Genomic DNA, 22,173 nt, shown 5'->3' on the forward strand with positions numbered 1-22,173 from the left:
GTATCGGGTCGCGGGGCGCTTCTACCGGGATGGGAGGCGGCCTAGAGCGGGCGGACCTCCTCGGCCTGCGGGCCCTTCTGGCCGGTGCCGACGGTGAACTCCACCGACTGCCCCTCCTCCAGCACGCGGAAGCCGCTCATCTCGATGTTCGAGTAGTGGACGAAGACGTCCTGGCTGCCGTCGGCGACGGTGATGAAGCCGTATCCCTTCTCGGCGTTGAACCACTTCACGGTTCCCTGGGTCATGCGAAAACTCTCCTGGTGCTGAGGGCCCCTGGTACTGAGGAACGGGGCGCAGTACGGGGATCGTATCCGCGTGTTTTCGCGCCGGGAGAACGCTCAGGCGACTATTGACACGCCCGCATCGAACTGTTTACTCGGCCGAAACACGGTCGAGCCCGGTGACCACCGTGAGCTCCTTGACCGAGGTGTCCTCCGGATCGTGGTACCGATCGCTCTGCTGCACCTGCGCGCCGCCGATCGCCTCGGCGACGCCGAGCGCGGCGGCCTCCTCCTCCGGCGACGCGTAGTACACCGTCGTGGTCGGGAAGTCGGTCGTCGACGACTCGTCCGCCGGGAAGACGGTGTCCTCCGCCCAGCCCGCCGAGACCAGCTGCGCGACGGCCTCCTCGGCCACCCCGGCGGTGCCGGTGCCGTTGAGCACGAGCACCGTGTACGACGTATCGACCACGGGGGCGACGGTCTGCACCGGGGTCGTCGTCTCCTCCGGCACCACGTCCACCCGCTGCGACATCACGAGGAACGCGACGATGCCGACGATCGTCAGGAGGATCGTCGCGATCACGGCCCACAGCAGCACCACGGCTCGCGGCGTGCGGGCCACCTCGGCACGGTGCGCGCCGACACGGGCCGCCTGGCGGGGGACGTCGTCGAAACGGTCCCGGGGGTAGCTGGTCGGCACCCCCCGATGCTACCCGGAGACCCTGGCGATCCGGTGGGCGCGCTCCTCGCGCCGCCGCCGCAGGCGCCCGACGAGCATCGGATCGGCAGCCTGCGCGTCGCCGGAGTCGATCAGCCGGCCGAGCAGCTGGTAGTAGCGGGCGGGGGCCAGCCCGAGCCGCGCACGGATCGCCTCCTCCTTCGCGCCGCCGTGACGCGTCCATTCCGCCTCGAACGCGAGGATCGCGCGGTCGCGGTCGGAGAGGGCCATAGGAGCCACGCTAGGCGTTGCGTCGCGGACCGGAGGGCGCGCCGCCGGTGTGTCGTCGCGCGCGACGCGGAGGTGGCACGGAGCGGCGGGGATCCGCTGGCGGCGCCGAGGTCACGCCCGCCAGTCGACCCAGGCGCCGAGCGGATCGGCCGCTGCCAGCACGTCCCCGTCGAGCGCCAGCGCGAACCCGTCCCCCCACGCGTCCGCGTCGATCGGCGGCCTCCAGGCGTCGTGCAGACCGGGCTGGTCGAGGGTGATCCATCGGACGGCCCCCTCGCGGATGCCGTCCGGGCCGCGCAGCGCGTCGATGAGCGCCTGTCGCCGTGCGCGCGGCAGGTACGGCAGGACGCCCGGCGTGGTGACCACGAGCGTCGCCTCCCGCGGCGCCAGGGCTGCGGTCCGGCGCACCACCTCGAGGTCGGAGGCGTCCCCGGCGACCAGCAGCGGCGGATCCGCGGCGACGAGGTCGAGCGCGGCGGCGACGCGGGCGGCGCGCTCCACCTCCTCGGGCCAGACGAGCCCCTCGAGCCACGCACGATCCGCGAGGTCAGCCGCGTCGAGGGGCTGGAGGTCGATGCCGGCGCGCCAGACGATCTCGGGAGTCGCGAACGGGGGCTCGGCGCCGCGCAGCTCCGACTCGAGCAGCACCGGCGACCCTCCCGACGGCAGCACCTCGATCGCGTCCTCGCCGCGCCGGTAGCGGTACGCGTAGCGGTCCGGGAACAGGCACAGCCCGCCCGACGCCCCGAGCTCGAGGAGCGCGACGGGACCCGCGATGCGCGCCAGCGCGGGCAGCAGCGCGGCGCAGCGCAACGGCTCGTTCGTCTGCAGCGCGCGGGCCGAGCACTCCTCGACCACGGCGTCGGCGTTGTCCAGGACGAACGACGCCCATGCCGGGTACCCGCCGACCGGCGCCCCGAGCATCCGCGTCACCGCGAAGACGAGAGGAGGCTGCCGGCGCTGGGCGGGGACCCGGGCGAGGACGGCGAGGACGGCGGCATCCGATGCGACCCCCTCGGCCCATCGCCGGTACACCTCCGACCGGCCCGGCGCCTCCGCCCGTGCGAAGCGGACGAAGCGCTCGGCGACGACCTCGGTCTCGTTCGGGACGATGCTGCTCACCCTGCCATTGTCCGCACAGGTTCGAGCGCCCGCGCTCCCCCGCGCGGCCGTACGCTGGAAGACGAGCACCGGGAGGAACCCCATGTCGTACAACGTCAGCCGGACCGACGAGGAGTGGCGCGCGCAGCTGTCGCCCGAGCAGTACGCGGTGCTGCGCGAGGCCGGCACCGAGCGGCCGTGGACGGGCGAGCTTCTCGACGAGGAGCGCGCGGGCCTGTACTCCTGCGCCGCGTGCGGAGCCGAGCTGTTCCGCAGCGGAACGAAGTTCGACTCGCACTGCGGCTGGCCGAGCTTCTACGAGTCCGTCCGCCCCGAGGCGGTCGAGCTGATCGAGGACAACAGCCACGGGATGGTGCGCACCGAGGTGCGCTGCGCGAACTGCGGCTCGCACCTGGGACACGTGTTCCCCGACGGCTTCGGAACCCCCACGGGCGACCGCTACTGCATGAACTCGCTCTCGCTCGACTTCGCGCCCGAGGACGGAGACGAGCGCGGCGGAGCCGTCGAGTCGTGAGCGCGCTGGAGGCGATGCGCCGACGCAGGTCGCTGTCGAAGGTGACGGACGAGGCTCCCACCCATGATGAGCTGGTCGAGCTGGTCTCGGCGGCCGGCCGCGTCGCCGACCACAAGGAGCTGAAGCCGTGGCGGCTGATCGAGCTGCGCGGCGACGACCGCGCGGTGCTCGGTCGCGCGATCTCGAAGGCCCAGCGCGAGAAGGGCGTCTCCGGCAAGCCCCTGCGGGCGCCGCTCCTGATCGCGGTGGTCGCGTCGATCCGGTCGTCCAAGGCGCCCGCGTGGGAGCAGGAGGCCACGGCCGCCGGAGTCGCCCACGCGCTCAGCCTGCTGCTCGACGAGGCCGGGTGGGGGGTCATCTGGCGCACCGGCGACTACACCCGGGCGAAGGCCGTCGCTAAGGCGCACGGGCTGCGCAAGGGCGAGCTGCTGCTCGGCTGGCTCTACGTCGGCGGCAAGCCGCCGCGCTCCCGCACGCTGCGCGAGAAGACGATCGACGGCGAGCACCACCTGTCGCGCATGCCGTCGAAGAAGCGCTGAGCGCAGCGCCGCCGGCGCGTCCTCAGTCCCGCCGCTCCGCGTCCTCGAGGTCGCCGTCGGCCACCGCACGGTCGGCTGCGACGGCCGTCTCCGGCGTCACCGCCTTACGGCCGGCATAGACGTCGCGGTCGATGTCGTCACCGGCATGCGCCACCAGCAGCGCCACCATCGTGTCGCCGTTGACATTGAGGAACGTGCGCAGGACGCCGGTGAACCAGTCCACCGCGATCAGCAGGCCGATGGCCTCGGTGGGCAGGCCGACGGAGGTCGCCAGGAACATCGCGACCACGGGGAACCCGCCGGGCACCGTGATGGTCCCCATGTTCAGCAGCACCGCGAGCGCCATGCCCAGCACGATCTGCCCCGGCGTCAGGCTCACGTCGCCCGCTTGGGCCAGGAACAGCACGACGATCGTGTAGTTCAGGACGGCGCCGCACGAGCCCATCGTCATGCCGATCGAGAGCGTGAAGTTGGCCACGGGCCGGCTGATGCCGAACTTCTCGACCGCGCTCCTCAGCACCGTCGGGAAGGTCACCGCCGAGCTGGTGGTGGTGACGGCCAGGACGGTCTGCTCGGCGAGCTTGCCCGGCAGGCGCGTCGGGTTCAGCCGGGTCACCGCCGTGACGGTCGCCACCATGGCGAGCAGGATGATCACGACGCCGATCAGCGTCGTTCCGAGGTACGCGAGCGCCGACGTCACGACCGCGAACCCCACGCGGCCGGCGAGATCCGCCAGAAGACAGAAGACGCCGATGGGCGCGACGACCATCACGAAACGGATCATGGTCAGCACGATCTGCTGCAGCTCGTCGAAGAAGTCGAGCACGGTGCGCTTGCCGGTGCGCCCGACATACGCGTTCAGCGCGGCCCCGAACAGCAGCGCGAAGACGATGATCGGCACCATGCTGCCCGTGGCCATCGCCTCGACCACGTTCGTGGAGACGAAGCCCAGCACGGTCTCCTGCCAACCGGCCGGCTCGGGAGCGGGCTCGGCGAGGGCGGGGTCGAGCTCGCCCTCGAACACCATCCCCACCCCCGGGCGCAGAAGGCTCGCCAGCCCCCATGCGAGCAGGGCCGCGGCGACGGAGAAGCCGATCATCCACGAGAACGTGCGCAGCGCCAGCCGCCCGGCGCCCTTGCCGGTCATGGCACCTGTGGCGACGATGACCGACGAGAGCACCAGGGGCACGATCGACATCTGGATCAGCCGGATGAACAGGTCCCCGACGAACTTCAGGTTCTCCGCCCATTCGCCCACGACGAGTCCGAACACGATGCCGGCCACCGCCGCGAGCGCGATTCGGATGGCCGGGTTGCTGAGCGCCTTGGTCATGGCGCGAAGCTAGCCGCGGGCTGTTTCCCCCGTCCTCCCGCCGTGTGTCCGGTCGGTTACTGCGGCCGCGACCTTTCTCGCGACGCCGTCACCCGCCTCCGGTTCGCGTCCGCCGCCCCACCAGCGCGGCGATCACGACACCCGTGCTCGCCAGCGCGACCGTGACGGCCGAGCGCACGGGCGACGGGGGCACCTCGGGCGGCCAGATCAGGTCGATCGCGAACGACCCGACGAGCATGCCGAGCACAGAGCCGAGCGAGAGCAGCAGCACGCCGATCCTCGGCGCCAGCGCGGCGGACATCGCGATGTAGACCACGCCGACCGCACCGCCGAGGTAGAGCCACGGGTCGGACGGGAACGCCGCCAGCTCGGTGACGGGGATCCGGACGAGCGCGATGACCCCCAGCACCAGCGTGCCGCCCGCGAAGTTCACGAACGTCGCGATGAGGGCCGACCCCGTGCCGCGCTGCAGGCGACCGTTCGTGGCCTGCTGCCACGCGAGCCCTGCGCCCACCACGACCGGAAGCAGCAGCATCCACGGCGGCACGGCGCCGAGCGCGCCGCCGGTCAGCGAGAACGCGACCGCGCCCAGCGCGAGCGCGACGCCCGCGACCCGCGGCAGCGTGACCGCCGTGACACCGGCCGGGCTGTAGCCGACGCGGTCGAGCACCAGACCGCTCAGGGTCTGTCCCGCCACCACGCCGACCGTGAACATCGCGGTGCCGATCACTCCCACGACCAGTCCCTGCGACGCCACGGTCAGGGCGCCGGCGGCGCCGCCGATCATGATCCACCAGGGGATCGCGCGCTCCCGGAGACCGCGGACCAGCCGGACGGCCGCCGCGCGGCCGGCAGGCAGGATCGCCACCACGATCGCCATGATGAGGAAGCCCGAGCCGAACGAGACGACGGCCGCGACCACGCCGTCGTCGATCGCCGCGCCGAGCGCGCCGTTCATCCGCGACTGGGTCGCAGTGAGGAGGCCGACCGCGATCGCGCCCACGACCGGGAGCGTGCCGCGGAGCGCGCGCCCTCGCGGGGAGCCTGACACGCCGTTCACGGCCTCAGCCTAGGGCGCGTCGACGGCCCGCCTGCACGCGCCGACGTTCGTCGTCGCGCCCTACGGCGAGGAGCGGCGATCGATGTCCTCGCCCGACCAGAGGTCGCCGCACTCGACGGCGGTCGCGTCGTGCGCGATCAGGTAGGGGCGTGCGCCCGCATCGCCCGAGAGCGTCGCGCGCAACCGCGCGACGTGCGCGCCGCCGACCAGCACGGGGTGCCCGGGGCGCCCGCCGTACACCGCCTGCGCCAGGCCCTCAGGCGAGCCTCGCCCGGCGGCGACCACGCGACGGATCGCCTCGGGGACGACTCCCGGGGTGTCGACGGGGAGGATCACGACGGCCCCGGCGACGCCGATCCGCTCGAGCGCCCCGCGCAGCGTCACCGACAGGCCCGCGGCCGCTCCGGCGACCACGAGGGGTTCCGCGTGCGCGGGGACGAGTTCCGCTGCGGACGAGGAGGCCTCCGAGAGCGCGACGACGACCCGGTCGCAGCCGGCGGCGCGCAGCGCGTCGGCCGCGATCGCGACCCACGGCGTCCCGTCCGCCGTGAGCGCGAACGCCTTCGGCCCGCCGAAGCGCGTGCCCGCTCCGGCGGCGAGCACGAGCCCGCAGAGACGCGGAGGGGGGATCGACATCGGGGAAGTCTACGGCGGCGGTCACGCGGCTCGCCGCCTCGTCGCGCGCACCGTTCTGCGGGTTCGTTCGTCTGCGTGTAGCAGGCCGGAAACACGGCATGGCTACGTTGGCGCCATGCTCGACATCGCCACCCCCGTGCTCGACCGGCTCCGCTCGGGCCGAGAGGTCGCGGTGGTGACGGTGACGGAGGTCGACCGGAGCGCCCCGCGAGGCGTGGGCGCGTCGATGGCGGTGACCGACGCCGGCGAGGTGATCGGCTCGATCTCCGGCGGCTGCGTCGAAGGGGACGCGATCGTCCTCGCGCACCTCGTGCTCGCCGACGGAGCCGCGCGCGGCGCGCGGTTCGGGTTCGACGACGAGGCCGCGCACGCCGCGGGCCTGGCCTGCGGTGGCCGGATCGGGGTGCTTGCCTACCGGATCCGGCGGTCGGACGCGGCGGCGTTCCTCGCCCTGGAGGAGGCGGCCGCGGATCGCGCGGTGACGGTGGGGATCGCGCTCGAGGGCGCGGCCGCGGGCTCGATCGTGCGCTCCGGCGACCTGGCGTCGGCCCCGGCGCCGTCGCTCGACGCCGCGCTGGACGCCGCCGCGATCCTGGCGGAGACGCGCGTCGTACGGGCCGACGACGGACAGGCCGTGCTCGCCCTGTCGCGCGCGCCGCGGCCCCGTCTCCTCGTCCTCGGGGCGGGCGATCACGCCGCCGCGCTCTGCCGCGTCGCGACCGCCGCCGGCTTCGCCGTGACCGTGTGCGACGTGTGGGACACTCTCGTCACGCGCGAGCGCTTCCCGGAGGCCGCAGAGCTCGTCGCCGCCGACCCGGCGACGTACCTACGCTCGCAGGACGCCGACGGCGTGGACGCACGGACCGCGGTCTGCGTGCTGACCCACGACACCCGCCTGGACATCCCCGCCATCCGCGTCGCCCTGGGGATGCCGGTCGGCTTCGTGGGGGCGCTCGGGTCCCGCCGCACCGTCGCGCACCGTGCGGCCCTGCTGCGCGAGGCGGGCGTCGGCGAGGACGACCTCGCGCGCCTGCATTCGCCCCTGGGCCTCGACCTCGGCGGCGCGTCGCCCGACGAGGTGGCGATCTCGGCGCTCGCGGAGATCGTGCAGTCCCGGCACGGCGCCTCCGGCCGCCCGCTGCTCGAGCGCACCGGCGCGCTGCACCGCGGCGGGGCACCGGAGGTCGACGCCCCCGCGACGTCCTGCTCGACCGGCGCGGAGACCGTGGCATGGATCTGAACACGGTCGCGTCATACCGGCGCGCCCGCACGCGCGGCGACCTCGCCCTCGCGCCCGGCGAGACCTTCATCGCGGGCGGCACCTGGCTGCTCGGCGAACCGCAGCCCGACGTGACCGGCCTCGTCGACCTCACGACGATGGGCTGGCCCGACCTCGAGGCGGGCGAGGAGGGGCTGCGGATCGGCGCGACCTGCACGATCGCCCGTCTGGTCGCCTACGCCGCGCAGGCGCCCGCGGCGTGGAGGGCGGCACGGGTCTTCCCGGTGGCGGCCGACTCGCTGCTCGCGTCGTTCAAGATCTGGAACGCGGCGACCGTCGGCGGAAACGTCGCCCAGTCGTTCGCAGCCGGGGCGATGATCTCGCTGGCCGCGGGCCTCGACGGCGACGCCGTGATCTGGACCCCGGACGGCGGCGAGCGACGCACTCCCGTCGCCCACGTTCCGGCCGACGACGGCCGGAACAGCCTGGCGGACGGAGAGGTGCTCCGCGCGATCGAGCTGCCCGCCCGGACGCTGCGGTCGCGCTTCACACTGCACCGGATCGCGCTGGCCGAGCTCGGCCGGGCCGCGTCCGTCGTGACGGGCCGCGCCGACGAGGACGGGGCCGCGACCTTCGTCGTCACGGCCGCCACCCGGACCCCCGTGACGCTGCGCTTCCCGGAGCTGCCGACGGCCCAGGAGCTCGCCGCCGCCGTGTCGGGCGCATCCGGGTGGTACACCGACCCCCTGGGCGCCGCCGACTGGCGCCGCGCGGTGAGCGGCGTGCTGGCGGAGCGGGCGCGGGCGGAGCTGGCGGAGGCCGAGCCGGCGGAGGACACGCCGGTGGAGGACGCGGCATGAGGATGGACGTCGACGGCGCGCCGGTGGAGGCGGCCCCTCGACCCGGGCAGAGCCTGCGCACGCTGCTGCGGGAGCACGGAGCGACCTCGGTCAAGAAGGGCTGCGACGCCGGCGACTGCGGCGCGTGCGCGGTGCTGCTCGACGGAGAGCCGGTGCACTCGTGCCTGGTGCCCGCCGCGCGGGCCGACGGGCGCGCGGTCACCACCGCCGCCGGCCTCGCCCCCGACGGTGGGCTGCACCCCGTGCAGGAGGCGATCGCATCGGGCTTCGGCTTCCAGTGCGGCTTCTGCACGCCCGGCATGAGCGTCACCGCCTCCTGCCTCGGGCCCGACGATCTCCCCGACCTCGACCGACGGCTCAAGGGCAGCCTCTGCCGGTGCACCGGGTACCGGCCGATCCGCGAGGCGATCCGCGAGTCCGTGCTCGGACCGGTGCGGGAGACGGGCGCCGGGACACCGGCGGGCGCAGGAGCTCCGGCGGGCGTCGGCCGGTCGGTCGTGCCCGAGCCCGCGCGGCGCGTGGTGCAGGGGCGCGAGCCGTACACCTTCGACGAGACGCCGGACGGCGCGCTCGTGCTCCGCGTGCTCGGCTCCCCTCATCCGCACGCCCGCATCCGGTCCATCGACAGCGCGGCCGCCCGCGCCGTGCCCGGCGTCGTCGCGGTGTACACGCACGAGGACGCCCCCGCGCGGCGCTACTCGACCGGACGGCACGAGCACCGCACCGACGATCCGGACGACACCCGCATGCTCGACGACGTCGTGCGCCACGTGGGGCAGCGCGTCGCCGCCGTGGTCGCCGAGACCGCCGCCGCCGCGGAGCAGGCGCTGAGCCGCCTGCGCGTCGACTACGAGCTCCTGCCCGCGGTGTTCGACCCCGAGGAGGCGCGCACGGCGGGGGCGCCCCCGATCCATCCCGACCGCACGCCGGACGACCGGGTCGCCGACGCCGCCCGCAACGTCGTCGCCGGCATGCACACGGGATACGGCGGCGACGTCGACGCGGCCCTGGCGTCCAGCGCCGTGACGGTGTCGGGCACCTGGAGCACCGGGCGGTCCATCCACGCCCAGCTCGAGACGCACGGGGCGGTCGGGTGGCTCGACGACGAGGGACGCCTCGTGATCCGGTCGTCCACCCAGGTGCCGTTCCTCACCCGCGACGAGCTGTGCGTGCTGTTCGACCTGCCGCGCGAGCGCGTGCGCGTCTACGCCCCGCGCGTGGGCGGCGGCTTCGGCGGCAAGCAGGAGATCTTCACCGAGGACCTCGTCGCGTTCGCCGTGCTGCGCACGGGGCGCCCGGTCGCGTACGAGTTCTCGCGAGCGGACGAGTTCTGGCGGTCGGCGATGCGGCACCCGATGCGGGTGTCGGTCTCGCTCGGCGCCGACGAGACCGGAAGGCTGACGGCGCTGAAGCTCGACGTGCTGAGCGACACCGGCGCATACGGCAACCACGCGATCGGCGTGCTGTTCCACGGCTGCGCGGAATCGGTGACGCTCTACCGCTCGCCGGTGGTGCGCGTGGACGCCGAGGCGGTCTACACGAACAACGTGCCCTCGGGAGCGTTCCGCGGATACGGACTCGGGCAGGTGACGCTCGGCATCGAGTCGGCCCTCGACCTGCTCGCACAGCGGCTGGAGCTGGATCCGTTCGAGCTGCGCCGCCTCAACGCGGTGCGCGAGGGCGACCCGATCCGCACGGCGGACGGCCACGTCGAGGACGACCTCGTGTGGGGCAGCTACGGTCTCGACCAGTGCCTCGACCTCGCCCAGGGCGCTCTCGCCCGCGACGGCGAGGAGGCGCCGGACGGGTGGCTCGTCGGCGAGGGCATGGCCGCCGCGATGATCGCGACGCTCGCCCCCCGCGGGCACATCGCGCACGCGACGGCCACGCTGCGCCCGGACGGCACCGTCGACCTCGCGACCGGCACCGCCGAGTTCGGCAACGGCACCACGACGGTGCAGCGACAGATCGCCGCGAGCGTGCTCGGTCTCGGGCTCGACCGGATCCGCCTGTCCCACGCCGACACCGACGCCGTGGCGCACGACACCGGAGCGTTCGCGTCGGCCGGCATCACGGTCGCGGGCAAGGCCCTCCACGCCGCCTGCGTCGCCCTGCGCGAGCGGATCGTGCGGGAGGCCGCGACGCGATCCGGGTGCGCGGCATCCGACTGCGCCTATACGCCCGACGGCGTGCGCACCCCGACCGGCGTCGTCGCGCTCGAGGACCTCGCCGGCCCGGAGGGGATCGTCGCGACCGGCGAGGAGCACGGCGAACGACGGTCGCTGGCGTTCAACGTGCACGCGGTGCGCGTGGCGGTCGATCCGCAGACCGGCGTCGTGCGGATCCTGCGCAACGTCCACGCCGCCGACGCCGGCTTCGTGATGAACCCCGCGCAGTGCCGCGGGCAGATCGAGGGCGGCGTCGCGCAGGGCCTCGGCGGCGCGCTGTACGAGGAGGTGCTCGTCGAGGAGGGCGTGGTGCTCAACCCGGCCTTCCGCACGTACCGCGTGCCGCAGTCGGCGGACATCCCGGACGTGGAGATCCACTTCGCCGACACGTCCGACGACCTGGGGCCCTTCGGCGCGAAGTCGATGAGCGAGTCGCCCTACAACCCCGTCGCTCCCGCGATCGGCAACGCGATCGCCCGAGCGCTCGGCAGCCGTCCCTACCGGCAGCCCTTCACCCGCGAGCGCGTCTGGCGCCTGGCCCAGGGCCTCTGACCGACCGGCCGTGCGCCACGCCTCGCCTCGCGCTCTGTGAGACCGCACCCGGCGAGCGAGACCGAGAACGTCGCGTGAGACGGTCACCGTCGTCAACGGTCTCGCTCCGTGTCTTCGGCGTCAGACAGGAGATGCGGTCTCGCTCCGCGGACGCGGTGTCGCACAGCGGAATGGGCGTCGTGCAGCGGCTTCGGTGTCAAGGACGCGCCGGACGCCGAGCGTGCAGCGCCGCGCGCAGCGACTCGAGGGCACCGGTGTCGGGAGGCCGGATCTCGCGGAGCCCCGCTGCCCGCAGCACCGCCCCGAGCCTCGCGGGCTCGCTCACCTCCGGCCACATCCACCGTGCCAGGCCGCTCGCCTGCCGGCGCTGGGCGTCCTCGCGTCGTTTCTCGGCGACGAGCGCCGCCGCGCCGTCGCCGAACGTGCCGTCGTACTTCACACGTCCGTCGGCCTCCCCGAAGATCCCACGCCGCGCACGCAGCCGCGCCCGTTCCACATCCCAGAAGAAGTCGCCTCGCGCAGACTCGCCGTCCGCCCCGACGAACGGCTGCTGCAGCGCCGGCTCGGGGAAGCCGAGCCATTCGATCGCCGCGCGGCTGAGAGACTCGATGGCCGTCTCGGCCTGGTCCGTGGCGCGCGCGGGCGCCCCCCCCCCCCCCCCCCGCCCCCCCGCGGGACCACCGCGCCCGGGGGGGGCGCTTCCCGCGCGGCGGGGGGGGGGGGGGGGGGGGGGGCCGCCCCCCCCCCCCCCCCCCCCCCCCCCCCCGCCCCCGTGAGCTCGAACGGCTCTCGTTGAGCCCGGGCAGCGAGGGCGCGGTCAGAGCGGGGTCGACGCGCAGCGCTCCGTCAGCCGCCATGAGCGCGATCGCCGGATGGCGCAGCCGCGCGATGTCGACCGCCGTCTCGGCCGGCGAGAGCACCGAGACGCCGCCGTCCTCTCGAACGTCTCGCCCGTCCTGCGTGGCGTGCCAGCGGATCGTCCCGCCCGCTCGAGCGAGGCCCGGATCCTCGACCAGCAGGTGGACGTGCGGCTCGCTGCCGAGGACCGGGATGCCGTACAGCGCGGCCGCCGACTCCGCGGCGAACACGGCGCGCTCGTGAGTGAGCGCGACGGCGTGCACCCGGGTGAGGTAGCGGTCCCACGGCGGCAGCGCCGACCACTCCCCTCGCTCCGCGTACACGCCGCGCTCGACCAGGGTCAGCTCGCGGCGCCGGATCGCACCCTCGACGGACGTGTCGGCGCCCGCTCGCCGCGCGAGCGTGATCGGCGTGGGCCGCAGGGCGAGAGCCCGATCGATCGCGATGGTCATGCCTGCCAGCCTCGCCGCGCGCCCGGCGGTCTGGCGCCCACCCGCCCCCTTCCGGGAAAACCCGGGGCACCCGCCGGCTTGTGGACGAACCGCCGCACCGCGCGACACCCCGTCCTCCGAGACCGCATCCGATGTGCGAGAGCGCACGATCCGGGTGAGACCGTCGCCGTCGGTGCCGGTCTCGCACGCCAGGCTCTGTCTCGCGCACCTCTTGCGGTCTCGCGGCGCGGCGAGGCGCGGATCAGGCGGGCTCGGCGCCGAGGTGGGCGACGGCCTCGGCGAGCGCGCGGATGCCGAGGGCGACGTCCGCCGACGCGACCGACTCGTCGGGGTGGTGGCTGACTCCGTCGGGGTTGCGCAGGAACAGCATGCCCACGTCGGCGATCGCGCCGAGCGCCATGCCGTCGTGGCCCGCCGGGCTGAACAGCGTGGCGGGCGCGGCGGCCCCGCCGTCCGCGCCGGCGACGATGCCCTCGCGCACCACATCCTGCAGCAGCGGCGCGCAGAACACGGCGGGCGCGCTGTGCACCTCACGGGCCGTCCACCGCAGACCCCGACGCCCCATGATGGCGTCGAGCTCGCGCGAGATCGCGCTCCACACCGCATCGCGGCGCGCGTCGAACTCGCCGCGCAGATCGAGGCTGAACCGGGCCTCGCCCGGCACGACGTTGACGGCGCCGGGGAACGCCTCGAACTGGCCGACGGTGCCGATGATGTGGTGCTCGCCGCGGCAGATCCGCTCCACCGCGAGGGCGGCCTCGCTCGCGCCGAGGAGCGCGTCGCGGCGCATGTCGTAGGGCGTGCCGCCCGCGTGGCGGGCCTCGCCCTCCACCTGCAGCTGGAACCGCCGGGCGCTGGCGATGGACGACACCACCGCCAGCGGCTCGCCGCGCCGGTCGAGCTCTGGCCCCTGCTCGATGTGCGCCTCGAGGTAGCCGACGAGCTGCCCCGGCCGACGCGCGGCCTCGCCGACGCGACCGGGGTCGAGACCGAACTCTCGGTAGGCCTCGCGCAGGCTCACGCCGTCGGCGTCGGCGAGGTCCCACCACGCGTCGTCCCATGCGCCCGCCACGGCGGACGACCCGAGCAGGGCCTTGCCGAACCGCGTGCCCTCCTCGTCGCTGAACGCGGCCACCTCGATGCCGAACGGGAACGGCGAGCGCGCCCGACCGTCGTCCGAGACCGTCCGGAGCAGGCGCACCACCTCGATCGCCATCAGCACCCCGACGATGCCGTCGTACCTTCCTGCGTCGATGACCGTGTCGAGGTGCGACCCGAGCATCAGCACGGGGGCGTCCGGGTCGGCGGCCGGCAGCAGCCCGAGCTGGTTGCCCGCAGCGTCCTGCCGCGTGACCAGCCCGGCCTCGCGCATCCACTCGGCCGCGAGCCGGTTCACGCGCGCGTGCTCCGGAGAGAGGTAGACGCGGGTGATCGCGCCGTCGTCGGCCGAGACTCCCGCGAGCTCGTCGCAGCGGGCCATCACCCGGCGCGCGGCCGCGTGCAGCGAGGACGGGTCCGTCTCGCGCAGCCGGCTCATCCGGCGGCCCCGGAGTACACCTCGCTCGCGGCCTCGACGCCGCCGCCCGCCGGCACGGATGCCCCGAAGCGGCGCAGCACGGCCTCCAGGGCCGCGAGAGTGGTCAGCACGGTGTCCTTGCGGGCGTTGTAGCCCATGGTGCCGATCCGCCACACGCGCCCGTGCAGCGGGCCGAACGAGGTGCCGATCTCGATGCCGAAGTCGTCCAGGAGCGCCCCGCGGGCGGCGTCGCCGGGCACGCCGTCGGGGATCTCGACGGCGACGACGTTGTGCATCTTGTGCGCGACGTCGCCGAAGACCGTCAGCCCCAGTCCCTCGACGCCCGCGAGCATCGCGGCACCGGAGAGGCGGTGCCGCTCGATCACCGCGTCGCGCCCCTCGGCCAGCAGCACGCGGGCGCACTCGCGCGCGGCGTAGAGCATGGACGTCGCCTCGGTGTGATGGTTCAGGCGGCGCGGGCCCCAGTAGTCGAGGATCATGCCGAGGTCGAAGTAGTTCGACCGGACGAAGTCGCTCGCCGACTCGTCCCCCTCCTCGCGGATGCCCGCCTCGATGCGCTTGCGGGAGCGGATCGCCTCGACCGCCCGGTCCGAGAGGGTGATCGGCGCCGATCCGCTGGGCCCGCCCAGGCACTTCTGCAGCCCGGCCGTGGCCGCGTCCACGCCCCAGGCGTCGGCCTCGAACGGGTTGCCGCCGAGCGACGCGGTCGCATCGGTGTAGAACAGCACCCCGTGCCGCTCGCAGATCGCGCCGACCTCGTCGAGCGGCTGGTTCATGGTGGTGGAGGTGTCGCCCTGCACGAGGGCCAGCACGTGCGGCTTGACGCGCAAGATCGCCTCCTCGATGAGCGAGACGGGCACGACCTGACCCCACTCGACCTCGATCCGGTGCACCTCGGCGAGCGCCCGCTCGGCGATCTCCGCGAGGAGGTGCCCGAATCGGCCGAACACGGGCACGAGCACCCGGTCACCGGGGCGGACGAGCGACACGAGCGCGGCCTCGATGCCCGCGCGGGACGTGCCGTCGACGAGCAGGGTCGCGTCGTTCTCCGTGGCCCACACCTGTCGGTACAGCTCCTGGGTGTCGCTCATGGCACCGGTCATGAAGGGGTCGTACTGCCCCACGAGCGGCGCCGACATCGCGCGGAGGACGCTGGGATAGGCGGAGATCGGGCCGGGGCCCATCAGCAGGCGGGCGGGCGGGTCGAGCGGCGGGATGGCGGTCATGCGTTCTCCAGGACGGATGCGAGCTCGCGGGCGAGCCGGACGAGGGCGATGTCGGTGCCGGCGCGCGAGGCGAGGCACACCCCGACGGGGGCGGGGCCGGACCGGGCGGCGACGGTGAGCAGCGGTGCGGAGATCGCGGGGACGCCCGCCACGGCGACGGGGGTCGTCATCCTCAGCGTCGCGGTGCGCACCGCGTCGACGCGCGCGCGGTCCGCCGTGCGCATCGGCGCGGGGCCGGGCACCGTGGGCAGGATCAGCACGGCGTCGGCCACGACCGCGTCGATCCGCTCTTTGAGGGGCGCGAGCCGGTCGCGGGCTGCGCGCTCCTGCTCGGCCGTGATCGCGGCGGCGTCGCGGAAGCGCTGGGCGACACCGCCGCCGGTCGCGTCGGGGTGGGCTGTCAGCCACTCCCCGTTGTTGCGCCAGGCCTCGGCCCCCTGCACCGCCCGGAAGGCGTCGTGATAGTCGCCGAGGTCGCCGATCGAGACCGTCTCGAAGGCGAGGCCGAGACGGTCGAGCAGCGCCTCGAAGGCCACGCGCGTGTGGCTCTCGACGACGTCCATCGCCTCGCGGGGCACGACGAGGCGGCGCGGCAGCTCGGAGTCGCTCTCGCCGTACACGTTCTCGGTCGACGCCGAGCCGTCATAGCTGAGGCACCATTCGGCCACGCGCTGCAGGGTCCCGCCGTCGCGGGCGAGCCAGCCGACGGTGTCGAACGACTGCGCGAGCGGCAGCAGCCCCTGCCGCGGCACGAGCCCGTGCGTGGTCCGCAGCCCCCAGAGCCCCTGGTAGGACGCGGGCACGCGGATGGATCCGGCGGTGTCGGTCGCGAGGCCGATATCGGCCTGGCCGGTCGCGACGGCCGACGCGGGCCCGCTCGACGAGCCGCCGGGCAGGGCTCCGGGCACGGCCCCGTTGGGCGGTGTGCCGTAATGCGCGTTGTCCCCGGCGACGGAATAGGCGAACTCGTCGGTGCGGGCGATGCCGCGCAGCGACGCGCCGCCGCGCAGCAGGTCGGAGACCGCCGCCGCGGTGCGGGTCTCGGGCGGCACCGACTCGAGGTACGCGGGATTGCCCGCCCCGATTCGGTACCCCTTGATGGCGAACAGGTCCTTCACCGCGACCGTCAGTCCCTCGAGCGGTCCCTCCCAGGCCCCCTGGAACAGCGGGTCGCCGACCGTCCGCCAGATCGCGCGGTCGAAGGCCTTGGGCCGCGGCGAGACGTGCGCGGCCATGATGCGCCATCCCGCCGCGGACCTCGTCCACACCTGGGTCTGCAGGCCACGACCGCCCGCGGCGAACCGCGAGACCGAGACGAGCAGGGCAGCGTCGTCGGACAGGGGACGGTGCTCGACCCTCTCGATCACGCGGGGTCCCACGCCGCCGCGGAGCGACCGGAAGGCGCTGATCGCGTCATGGCCGACGAGCAGGCCCGCGTCGTCGCCGCGCATCGTGCCGTCGCCCGGCGCGAAGAACGCGTCGAGCGCGTCGAGGTCGTTCGCCAGGATCGCCCGCTCGTACGCCAGGAACGCGTCGAGCAGGTCGCCGGGCACCGTCTCGGCGCCGGGGAACGAGGCGCGGGCGTCGGGCTCTGCGTCGGGCATGGGCTCAGTCTCCGTCATGGCTCTGCTCCTCCGAGCTGGTCCCCTCCGAGGCTGCGCCCTCCGAGCCGGGTCCCTCGAGATCGGCGATCCGGATCCGCGCGTGCACCCCGGTGGTGATGTCGACGACCTGGGAGACGTCGAAGTCGGTCGCGGCGGAGAGGTACGCGTACGCCAGGTGCTCCTCCATGCCGTATCGCGCCTGCAGCAGCGACAGCGCCGCGTGCACGGCCTTGCGCATGGCCTCGTTCAGGTCGGGGTCGAGGCCCGTCGGCACGAGGTGCTCAGGGGTGCGCACGAGGGGGCCCGTGACGTCTCCGAACGCGGCGAGCGCCTGCTCACGCGGCACGACATCGAAGCGCAGCGTCGCGCGGAGCGACGCCTCCAGCGCCGTGAGCGCGACCTCCCCGTCGCCCTGCGCGAAGTGGGGGTCGCCGACGTAGGCGAGCGCCCCCTCGACCTGCACCGGCAGATGCAGCGTCGTGCCCTCGACGAGCAGCTTGATGTCGATGTTCCCGCCGTGCGGTCCGGGCGGCACCGAGTGCGGGCGTTCGTCCGACGCGGGCGCGACGCCCATCGTGCCGAGGAACGGCGCGAGGGGGAAGGCCACGTCCCGCGGCCCGCCCTCGACGCGAGGCAGGGTGCCGACGAGCGCGCCGTCGCGCTCCTCGACCGGCGCGAACACGCTGACGGTCGTGCCGGAGCGCGGCAGCAGCCCCGGCAGGGCGCCCTTGCCGTGCCGGTTCGAGATGACGCCGTAGGGCACGCGCGGCTCGAGCCGCTCGATGGTGATCGCCAGCAGGTCGCCGGGGCGCGCGCCCTCGACGCGGATGGGCCCCGTGACGACGTGCGGTCCGTCGGCGGCGGGGTCACGCGGCGAGCGCGCGGCGATCGCGACCGCGTCGCGCAGCACGGCGTCCTCGCCGACCCCGTGCTGGGCGAAGTACGCCGCCGGGTCCTGGCCCTGGTCGGGCAGGATGCCCTCGTGGCTGACTGTGTCGACCACCACGCTGTCGCCCGATCGGATCGTCAGCACGGGGGCGTCGAGCCGGCTGGGCAGCCGCCCCCACAGGATCGTCTCGGGCCCCGCGGGCAGGTAGGTCGCTCCCTCGGGCACGCTCTGCCCGGGCTGCAGGATCGGCAGGCGGGCGAAGGCCGGGGGCTCGGCCCCGACGCCGTACCGGTTCGTCCCTATCTCATGTCCCACTTCCGGCCCCTTTCAGACAATCCGTATCCCACTTTGGAGGATCCGTGTCCCGTTCGTGCCCGTGTCCCCGTTCGTGCCCGTTGATGTCCCATTTCGTGCCAGTACTCGACTCACAGAACGGCGTCAACGGGGACACACCCGCCACGGGCCGCAACCGGGACATCGTCACGATTGCGCCGCCAGGACATCCCGGCCGTCGCGGGCGAGCACGCCCTCGCCGCGGCGGTACACCGGCCGGCCGTGCAGCCAGGTCTCGACCACGGCACCGGTCAGCGCGGCGCCGTGCCACGGGGAGAGCTTGTTGCGGTACTCGAGCGCGTCGGCGTCGACGGTGAACGGCAGCTCCGAATCGAACACCGCCAGGTGGGCGGGAGCCCCCGGCGCGATGCGGCCCCGACCAGGCAGCCGCACCAGGTCGGCCGGACCGGTCGTGAACAGCGGCAGGACGCGCTCGAGGGGGATGCCGCGGCGGCGCGCCTCGGTCCACACCGCCGACAGCCCGGTCTGCACGCCGGCGATGCCGCCCCACGCCTCGCCGAGATCGGGCCGCAGCTTCAGGTCGGGTGTCGCGGGCGAGTGGTCGCTGACGATCGCCGTCACCGTGCCGTCGAGCACTCCCTCCCACAGCACGTCCTGGTTCGCCGCGTCGCGGATCGGCGGGCAGCACTTGAAGGTGCCCGCTCCGTCCGGCACGTCCTCGGCGCGCAGGGTCAGGTAGTGGGGGCAGGTCTCAACCGTGAGGCGCACGCCCTCGCGCTGCGCGGCCCGCACCTCGGCGAGCGCCTCGCCCGCGGCCACGTGCACGATGTGGGCCCGGGCTCCGGTGCGGCGCGCCGCCTCGATGACGAGACGGATGGCGGCGACCTCCGCCGCCGGCGGACGCGAGGCGACGAAGTCGCGGAACACGGGCCCGTGCGCGTCGGCCAGGTGGTCGTCGAGCTCGGCGTGCGCGATCAGCAGTCCGTCGCGCGGCGCGAGCTCGGCCAGCGCCGCCTCGAGCTGCGCGGCGTCGAGATGGCCGAACTCGTCGATGCCGCTGGGGGCGAGGAAGCACTTGACGCCGACGACGCCCGCGTCGAGCAGCGCCCCGAGCGCGCCGAGGTTCTCGGGCACCGCGCCGCCCCAGTAGGCGACGTCGACCGCGAGCTTCCCCGAGGCCGCCGCGCGCTTCGCGGCGAGCGCATCGGGCGTGGTCGTGACGGGCACGCTGTTGAGCGGCATCTCGACCACCGTCGTGATGCCGCCGGCCGCGGCCGCCGCGGTGCCCGTGGCGAACCCCTCCCAGTCGGTGCGTCCGGGCTCGTTCAGGTGCACGTGCGAGTCGACGAGGCCGGGCAGCAGCACGACGTCGTCGGCGAGCACCAGGTCGGCGGAGTCGTCGAACGGATCGACCGCGACGATGCTCCCCTCCGCGAGGCGGACGGTGGCGGGGGCGAAGGCTCCGTCGACGAAGGCGCGGCGAGCGGCGATCGATCGGGGCGCGGCGGGCGAGAGCGTCACGCGTTCACGCTACCCATGCCGTGTGTCGCGCGGATGTCGGCGCCGATGCGCGTGGGCCCCGCGGACACCGCGCGACCGTCGACGTCGCGGCCCGGCCCGTGGGCCGGCTGCGGACTCGTCCCCCGCTCCGCCGCCCGAGCCGGCGGAGCGGCGTACTCGTCGCGCTTGCTCACCCCGACGCCCATCCGGGCCATCGTCGCCCCCAGGCCGACGGCCGCCGCGACGCCGTCGATCACCGGCACGCCCAGCCGCGCGGAGAGGGCGTGGCACAGGTCGGCCATCCCGGCGCAGCCCAGCACGACCGCGTCCGCGCCGTCCTCCTCGACGGCCCGCCGGCACCAGCCGAGGATCTCGTCGAACGCGGCCGTCCCCGTCTCCTCCAGCGCGAGCACCGGCACCCCCGATCCGTACGCCGCGACGCAGGCTCGCTCGTACTCGTATCGCGCGAGCAGGTCGCGGGCGCGGCCCAGCGTGCGAGAGAGCGTCGTGACGATACCGAACGTGCGCCCGGCGAGCGCGGCGACGTGCATCGCCGCCTCCGCGATCCCGATCACCGGCGCGTCCACCAGCTCGCGTGCGGCGTCGAGCGCGGGATCGCCGAAGCAGGCGATCACGTAGGCGTCGCTGCCGCCGGCGGCGAGGTCGGCGCGGATCAGGTCGAGCACCGCGGCCGAGGCCCACACCTCGTCGACGTGGCTCTCGACGGCGACGGGACCGCGACCGGGGGCGGGGCAGACGGCCACGACCTGGACCCCGGGGCCCGCGACCTCCCGGGCGGCCTGGCCGATCTTGTCGGTCATCGCCCGGGAGGTGTTGGGGTTGATCAGCGTGATGCGCATGCTGTCGACGTCACTCCTTCGCGCCGGCGGCGACCGGGGGCTGCGGCTCGGTCTCGGCGGCGGGTGCCGGGGAATCGACGGCGTCCGCCCGGGCCCCGGTGATCGCGACCGAGGCGGTCGCCGTGTCGGGGTACCCCTCGAGCACGTCGTCGGTCGATCCGTCGGACACACCGAGGGTCGTCCCCTCCAGAGTCGGCACCCGCGGGTGCAGGCGCTCGAAGAGCACCAGGAACGCGAAGCCAAGGCCGCAGCCGACGAACCAGCTGAAGTCGCTGATGCTCCCCCAGCCGGCGTCGATCACCCCGGCGAAGACGAGCGACTTGGGCACGATCGCCAGCGCGACGGTCGGCACGCCCGCCGCCGCGATCGCCCACATCGCGTTCGGGTTGTAGCCGCGCGAGTACCAGTAACGGCCCGTCTCCGACATCGTGTACATGTCGTCCACGTGGATGCGCTGCCGGGCGATCACGTAGTACCCGGCGATCAGGATGCCGAACAGCGGCCCGATGAGCGCCGCGAGGATGCCCAGCGAGTAGTGGATGGCCTGGTCGTTGCCGTACCAGTTCCACGGCGTCAGGATCACGGATCCGACCGCCGCGATCATGCCGCCCATCCGCCAGCTGATGCGGTGCGGCGCCACGTTCGAGAAGTCGAAGGCGGGCGAGATGAAGTTCGCGACGATGTTGATGCCGACGGTGGCCGTGACGAACGTGAGGCCGCCGAGCAGGATCGCGAACCAGTGGTCGATGCGCTCGACCGTGTGGATCGGGTCGGTGATCAGCTCGCCGAAGACCGGCACGGTGGCCGAGGCCGTGATGACGGTGAGCAGCGAGAAGAACAGGAAGTTGATCGGCAGGCCCCAGAAGTTGCCCTTCTTGACCGCGGCGTAGGAGCGCCCGTACCTCGCGAAGTCGCCGAAGTTCAGCATCGGCCCCGAGAAGTACGACACGACGATGGCGGTCGCCGTGAGCATCACCGGGATGGAGGCCCAGAAGCCGAGGGGCTCGCCGCTGGAGAGGTCGAGGCTGATGTTCTCCCAGCCCGCCTGGCTCACGAGGTAGACGGCGAGCACGATCATGACGACGTACACGGCCGGCCCCGCCCAGTCGATGAACCGGCGGATCGCCTCCATCCCGTTCCAGAACACGGCCGCCTGCGCGACCCAGAGGATCGCGTACGAGATCCAGCCGAGCGCGTCGAGGCCGAGGAAGCTCGGCTCGAGCAGCGCCGCGGAGGCCGGGATGAACTTCAGGAAGATGATGTTCAGCGACTCGGCCGCGAGGTACGTCTGCACGCCGTACCAGGCGATCGCGATGATGCCGCGGATGATCGCGGGCACGTTGGCGCCCTTGATCCCGAACAGGAAGCGGTTGACGACCGGGTAGGGCACGCCGGTGCGCTGGCTGGGCTTGGCGACGAGGTTGGTGAAGACCTGGACGATGACGATGCCGACGAGCAGGGCGATGAGCACCTGCCAGCTGGCGATGCCGAGGGCGAACAGCGAGCCGGCGGTGACGTAGCCGCCGACCGAGTGCACGTCGCTCATCCAGAAGGCGAAGATGTTGTACGAGGTCCATTTCTGCTTGCGCAGCGGCGCGAGGTCCTCGTTGGCGAGGCGGGGGTCGTAGCCCGGTCGCACGTTTCCGGAGCCGGCGGGGTGGCCCGCCGCCTCGATGACGTCCTGGGGCTTGGTCAGCGGTGCCGGCGGGGCGGCGGGGGATGTCTCAGTCACGGTGGAGCCTTTCCGGATCGAAGGGATCGGTCGGGGGTGGAAGCTCCG

Annotated in this window: 20 protein-coding genes; 5 read left to right on the plus strand and 15 right to left on the minus strand. The window is 74.0% G+C overall.

Annotated features, from left to right (window positions below; genetic code table 11):
* Positions 1-41: 41 nt before the first annotated feature.
* The 4 genes from K5S26_RS10375 to K5S26_RS10390 form a co-directional block, all read right to left on the minus strand.
* Positions 42-245, minus strand: a complete 204-nt coding sequence (locus tag K5S26_RS10375; protein ID WP_221857907.1) for a cold-shock protein — start codon at positions 243-245, stop codon at positions 42-44.
* Between the two features lie 127 nt (positions 246-372).
* Positions 373-921, minus strand: a complete 549-nt coding sequence (locus K5S26_RS10380; RefSeq protein WP_221857908.1) for a LytR C-terminal domain-containing protein — start codon at positions 919-921, stop codon at positions 373-375.
* A gap of 9 nt (positions 922-930) precedes the next feature.
* On the minus strand, positions 931-1,170 hold the full coding sequence (locus K5S26_RS10385) for a DUF3263 domain-containing protein (RefSeq protein ID WP_221857909.1): 240 nt from the start codon (positions 1,168-1,170) through the stop codon (positions 931-933).
* Positions 1,171-1,281: 111 nt separating this feature from the next.
* On the minus strand, positions 1,282-2,292 hold the full coding sequence (locus K5S26_RS10390) for a DUF2332 domain-containing protein (protein ID WP_308122893.1): 1,011 nt from the start codon (positions 2,290-2,292) through the stop codon (positions 1,282-1,284).
* Positions 2,293-2,374: 82 nt separating this feature from the next.
* On the opposite strand from K5S26_RS10390, the gene msrB reads away from it, so the two are divergent.
* Together msrB and K5S26_RS10400 are read left to right on the plus strand one after the other, a co-directional pair.
* Positions 2,375-2,806, plus strand: a complete 432-nt coding sequence (gene msrB / locus K5S26_RS10395; RefSeq protein WP_221857911.1) for a peptide-methionine (R)-S-oxide reductase MsrB — start codon at positions 2,375-2,377, stop codon at positions 2,804-2,806.
* Between the two features lie 14 nt (positions 2,807-2,820).
* A complete protein-coding gene (locus K5S26_RS10400) occupies positions 2,821-3,345 on the plus strand; it encodes a nitroreductase family protein (RefSeq protein WP_221858011.1) in 525 nt (174 codons plus the stop codon).
* A 22-nt stretch (positions 3,346-3,367) separates the two neighbouring features.
* On the opposite strand, the gene K5S26_RS10405 is transcribed toward K5S26_RS10400, so the two are convergent.
* The 3 genes from K5S26_RS10405 to K5S26_RS10415 form a co-directional block, all read right to left on the minus strand.
* A complete protein-coding gene (locus tag K5S26_RS10405; protein ID WP_221857912.1) occupies positions 3,368-4,678 on the minus strand; it encodes a dicarboxylate/amino acid:cation symporter in 1,311 nt (436 codons plus the stop codon).
* A gap of 88 nt (positions 4,679-4,766) precedes the next feature.
* Complete coding sequence (locus K5S26_RS19165; RefSeq protein WP_308122895.1) at positions 4,767-5,738, minus strand: DMT family transporter; 972 nt, start codon at positions 5,736-5,738, stop codon at positions 4,767-4,769.
* Positions 5,739-5,798: 60 nt separating this feature from the next.
* Positions 5,799-6,374 (minus strand): nucleotidyltransferase family protein, encoded by a 576-nt coding sequence (locus K5S26_RS10415; RefSeq protein WP_221857913.1) that lies wholly within the window; start codon positions 6,372-6,374, stop codon positions 5,799-5,801.
* A gap of 115 nt (positions 6,375-6,489) precedes the next feature.
* On the opposite strand from K5S26_RS10415, the gene K5S26_RS10420 reads away from it, so the two are divergent.
* Genes K5S26_RS10420 through K5S26_RS10430 form a run of 3 tightly spaced genes read left to right on the plus strand, consistent with a single transcriptional unit; the run spans position 6,490 to position 11,173 of the window.
* Entirely contained in the window at positions 6,490-7,614 is a 1,125-nt protein-coding gene (locus K5S26_RS10420) for an XdhC family protein (protein ID WP_221857914.1), read from the plus strand.
* Positions 7,605-8,453 (plus strand): FAD binding domain-containing protein, encoded by an 849-nt coding sequence (locus tag K5S26_RS10425; RefSeq protein WP_221857915.1) that lies wholly within the window; start codon positions 7,605-7,607, stop codon positions 8,451-8,453. Before K5S26_RS10420 ends, K5S26_RS10425 begins: the two co-directional genes overlap by 10 nt.
* On the plus strand, positions 8,450-11,173 hold the full coding sequence (locus K5S26_RS10430; RefSeq protein WP_221857916.1) for a molybdopterin-dependent oxidoreductase: 2,724 nt from the start codon (positions 8,450-8,452) through the stop codon (positions 11,171-11,173). Before K5S26_RS10425 ends, K5S26_RS10430 begins: the two co-directional genes overlap by 4 nt.
* 196 nt (positions 11,174-11,369) lie before the next feature.
* Here the strand turns inward: K5S26_RS10430 and K5S26_RS10435 are convergent, their stop codons facing one another.
* The 8 genes from K5S26_RS10435 to K5S26_RS10470 all read right to left on the minus strand — a co-directional run bounded on the left by K5S26_RS10435 (position 11,370) and on the right by K5S26_RS10470 (position 22,125).
* Entirely contained in the window at positions 11,370-11,612 is a 243-nt protein-coding gene (locus tag K5S26_RS10435) for a hypothetical protein (protein WP_221857917.1), read from the minus strand.
* 1,112 nt (positions 11,613-12,724) lie between these two features.
* Positions 12,725-14,020, minus strand: coding sequence for an allantoate amidohydrolase (locus tag K5S26_RS10440; RefSeq protein ID WP_221857918.1), 1,296 nt, complete (start codon positions 14,018-14,020; stop codon positions 12,725-12,727).
* A complete protein-coding gene (locus K5S26_RS10445; protein ID WP_221857919.1) occupies positions 14,017-15,246 on the minus strand; it encodes a pyridoxal-phosphate-dependent aminotransferase family protein in 1,230 nt (409 codons plus the stop codon). Before K5S26_RS10445 ends, K5S26_RS10440 begins: the two co-directional genes overlap by 4 nt.
* Positions 15,243-16,850 carry an AtzH-like domain-containing protein gene (locus K5S26_RS10450; RefSeq protein WP_221857920.1) on the minus strand — a complete coding sequence of 536 codons (1,608 nt, stop codon included), beginning with the start codon at positions 16,848-16,850 and terminating at the stop codon, positions 15,243-15,245. The genes K5S26_RS10445 and K5S26_RS10450 overlap by 4 nt, the downstream gene beginning before the upstream one ends.
* 4 nt (positions 16,851-16,854) lie before the next feature.
* The gene (locus tag K5S26_RS10455) at positions 16,855-17,991 is read right to left on the minus strand and encodes an acetamidase/formamidase family protein (protein ID WP_221858012.1); all 1,137 of its coding nucleotides are present in this window, start codon (positions 17,989-17,991) and stop codon (positions 16,855-16,857) included.
* A gap of 228 nt (positions 17,992-18,219) precedes the next feature.
* On the minus strand, positions 18,220-19,554 hold the full coding sequence (gene allB / locus K5S26_RS10460) for an allantoinase AllB (RefSeq protein WP_308122896.1): 1,335 nt from the start codon (positions 19,552-19,554) through the stop codon (positions 18,220-18,222).
* The gene (locus K5S26_RS10465) at positions 19,551-20,393 is read right to left on the minus strand and encodes an aspartate/glutamate racemase family protein (RefSeq protein ID WP_221857921.1); all 843 of its coding nucleotides are present in this window, start codon (positions 20,391-20,393) and stop codon (positions 19,551-19,553) included. The genes allB and K5S26_RS10465 overlap by 4 nt, the downstream gene beginning before the upstream one ends.
* Positions 20,394-20,403: 10 nt before the next feature.
* Positions 20,404-22,125 carry an NCS1 family nucleobase:cation symporter-1 gene (locus tag K5S26_RS10470; protein WP_308122897.1) on the minus strand — a complete coding sequence of 574 codons (1,722 nt, stop codon included), beginning with the start codon at positions 22,123-22,125 and terminating at the stop codon, positions 20,404-20,406.
* Between the last annotated feature and the right edge of the window lie 48 nt (positions 22,126-22,173).

It is taken from the genome of Microbacterium marinilacus (genome assembly GCF_019753765.1).
Taxonomy (GTDB): Bacteria; Actinomycetota; Actinomycetes; order Actinomycetales; family Microbacteriaceae; genus Microbacterium; species Microbacterium marinilacus.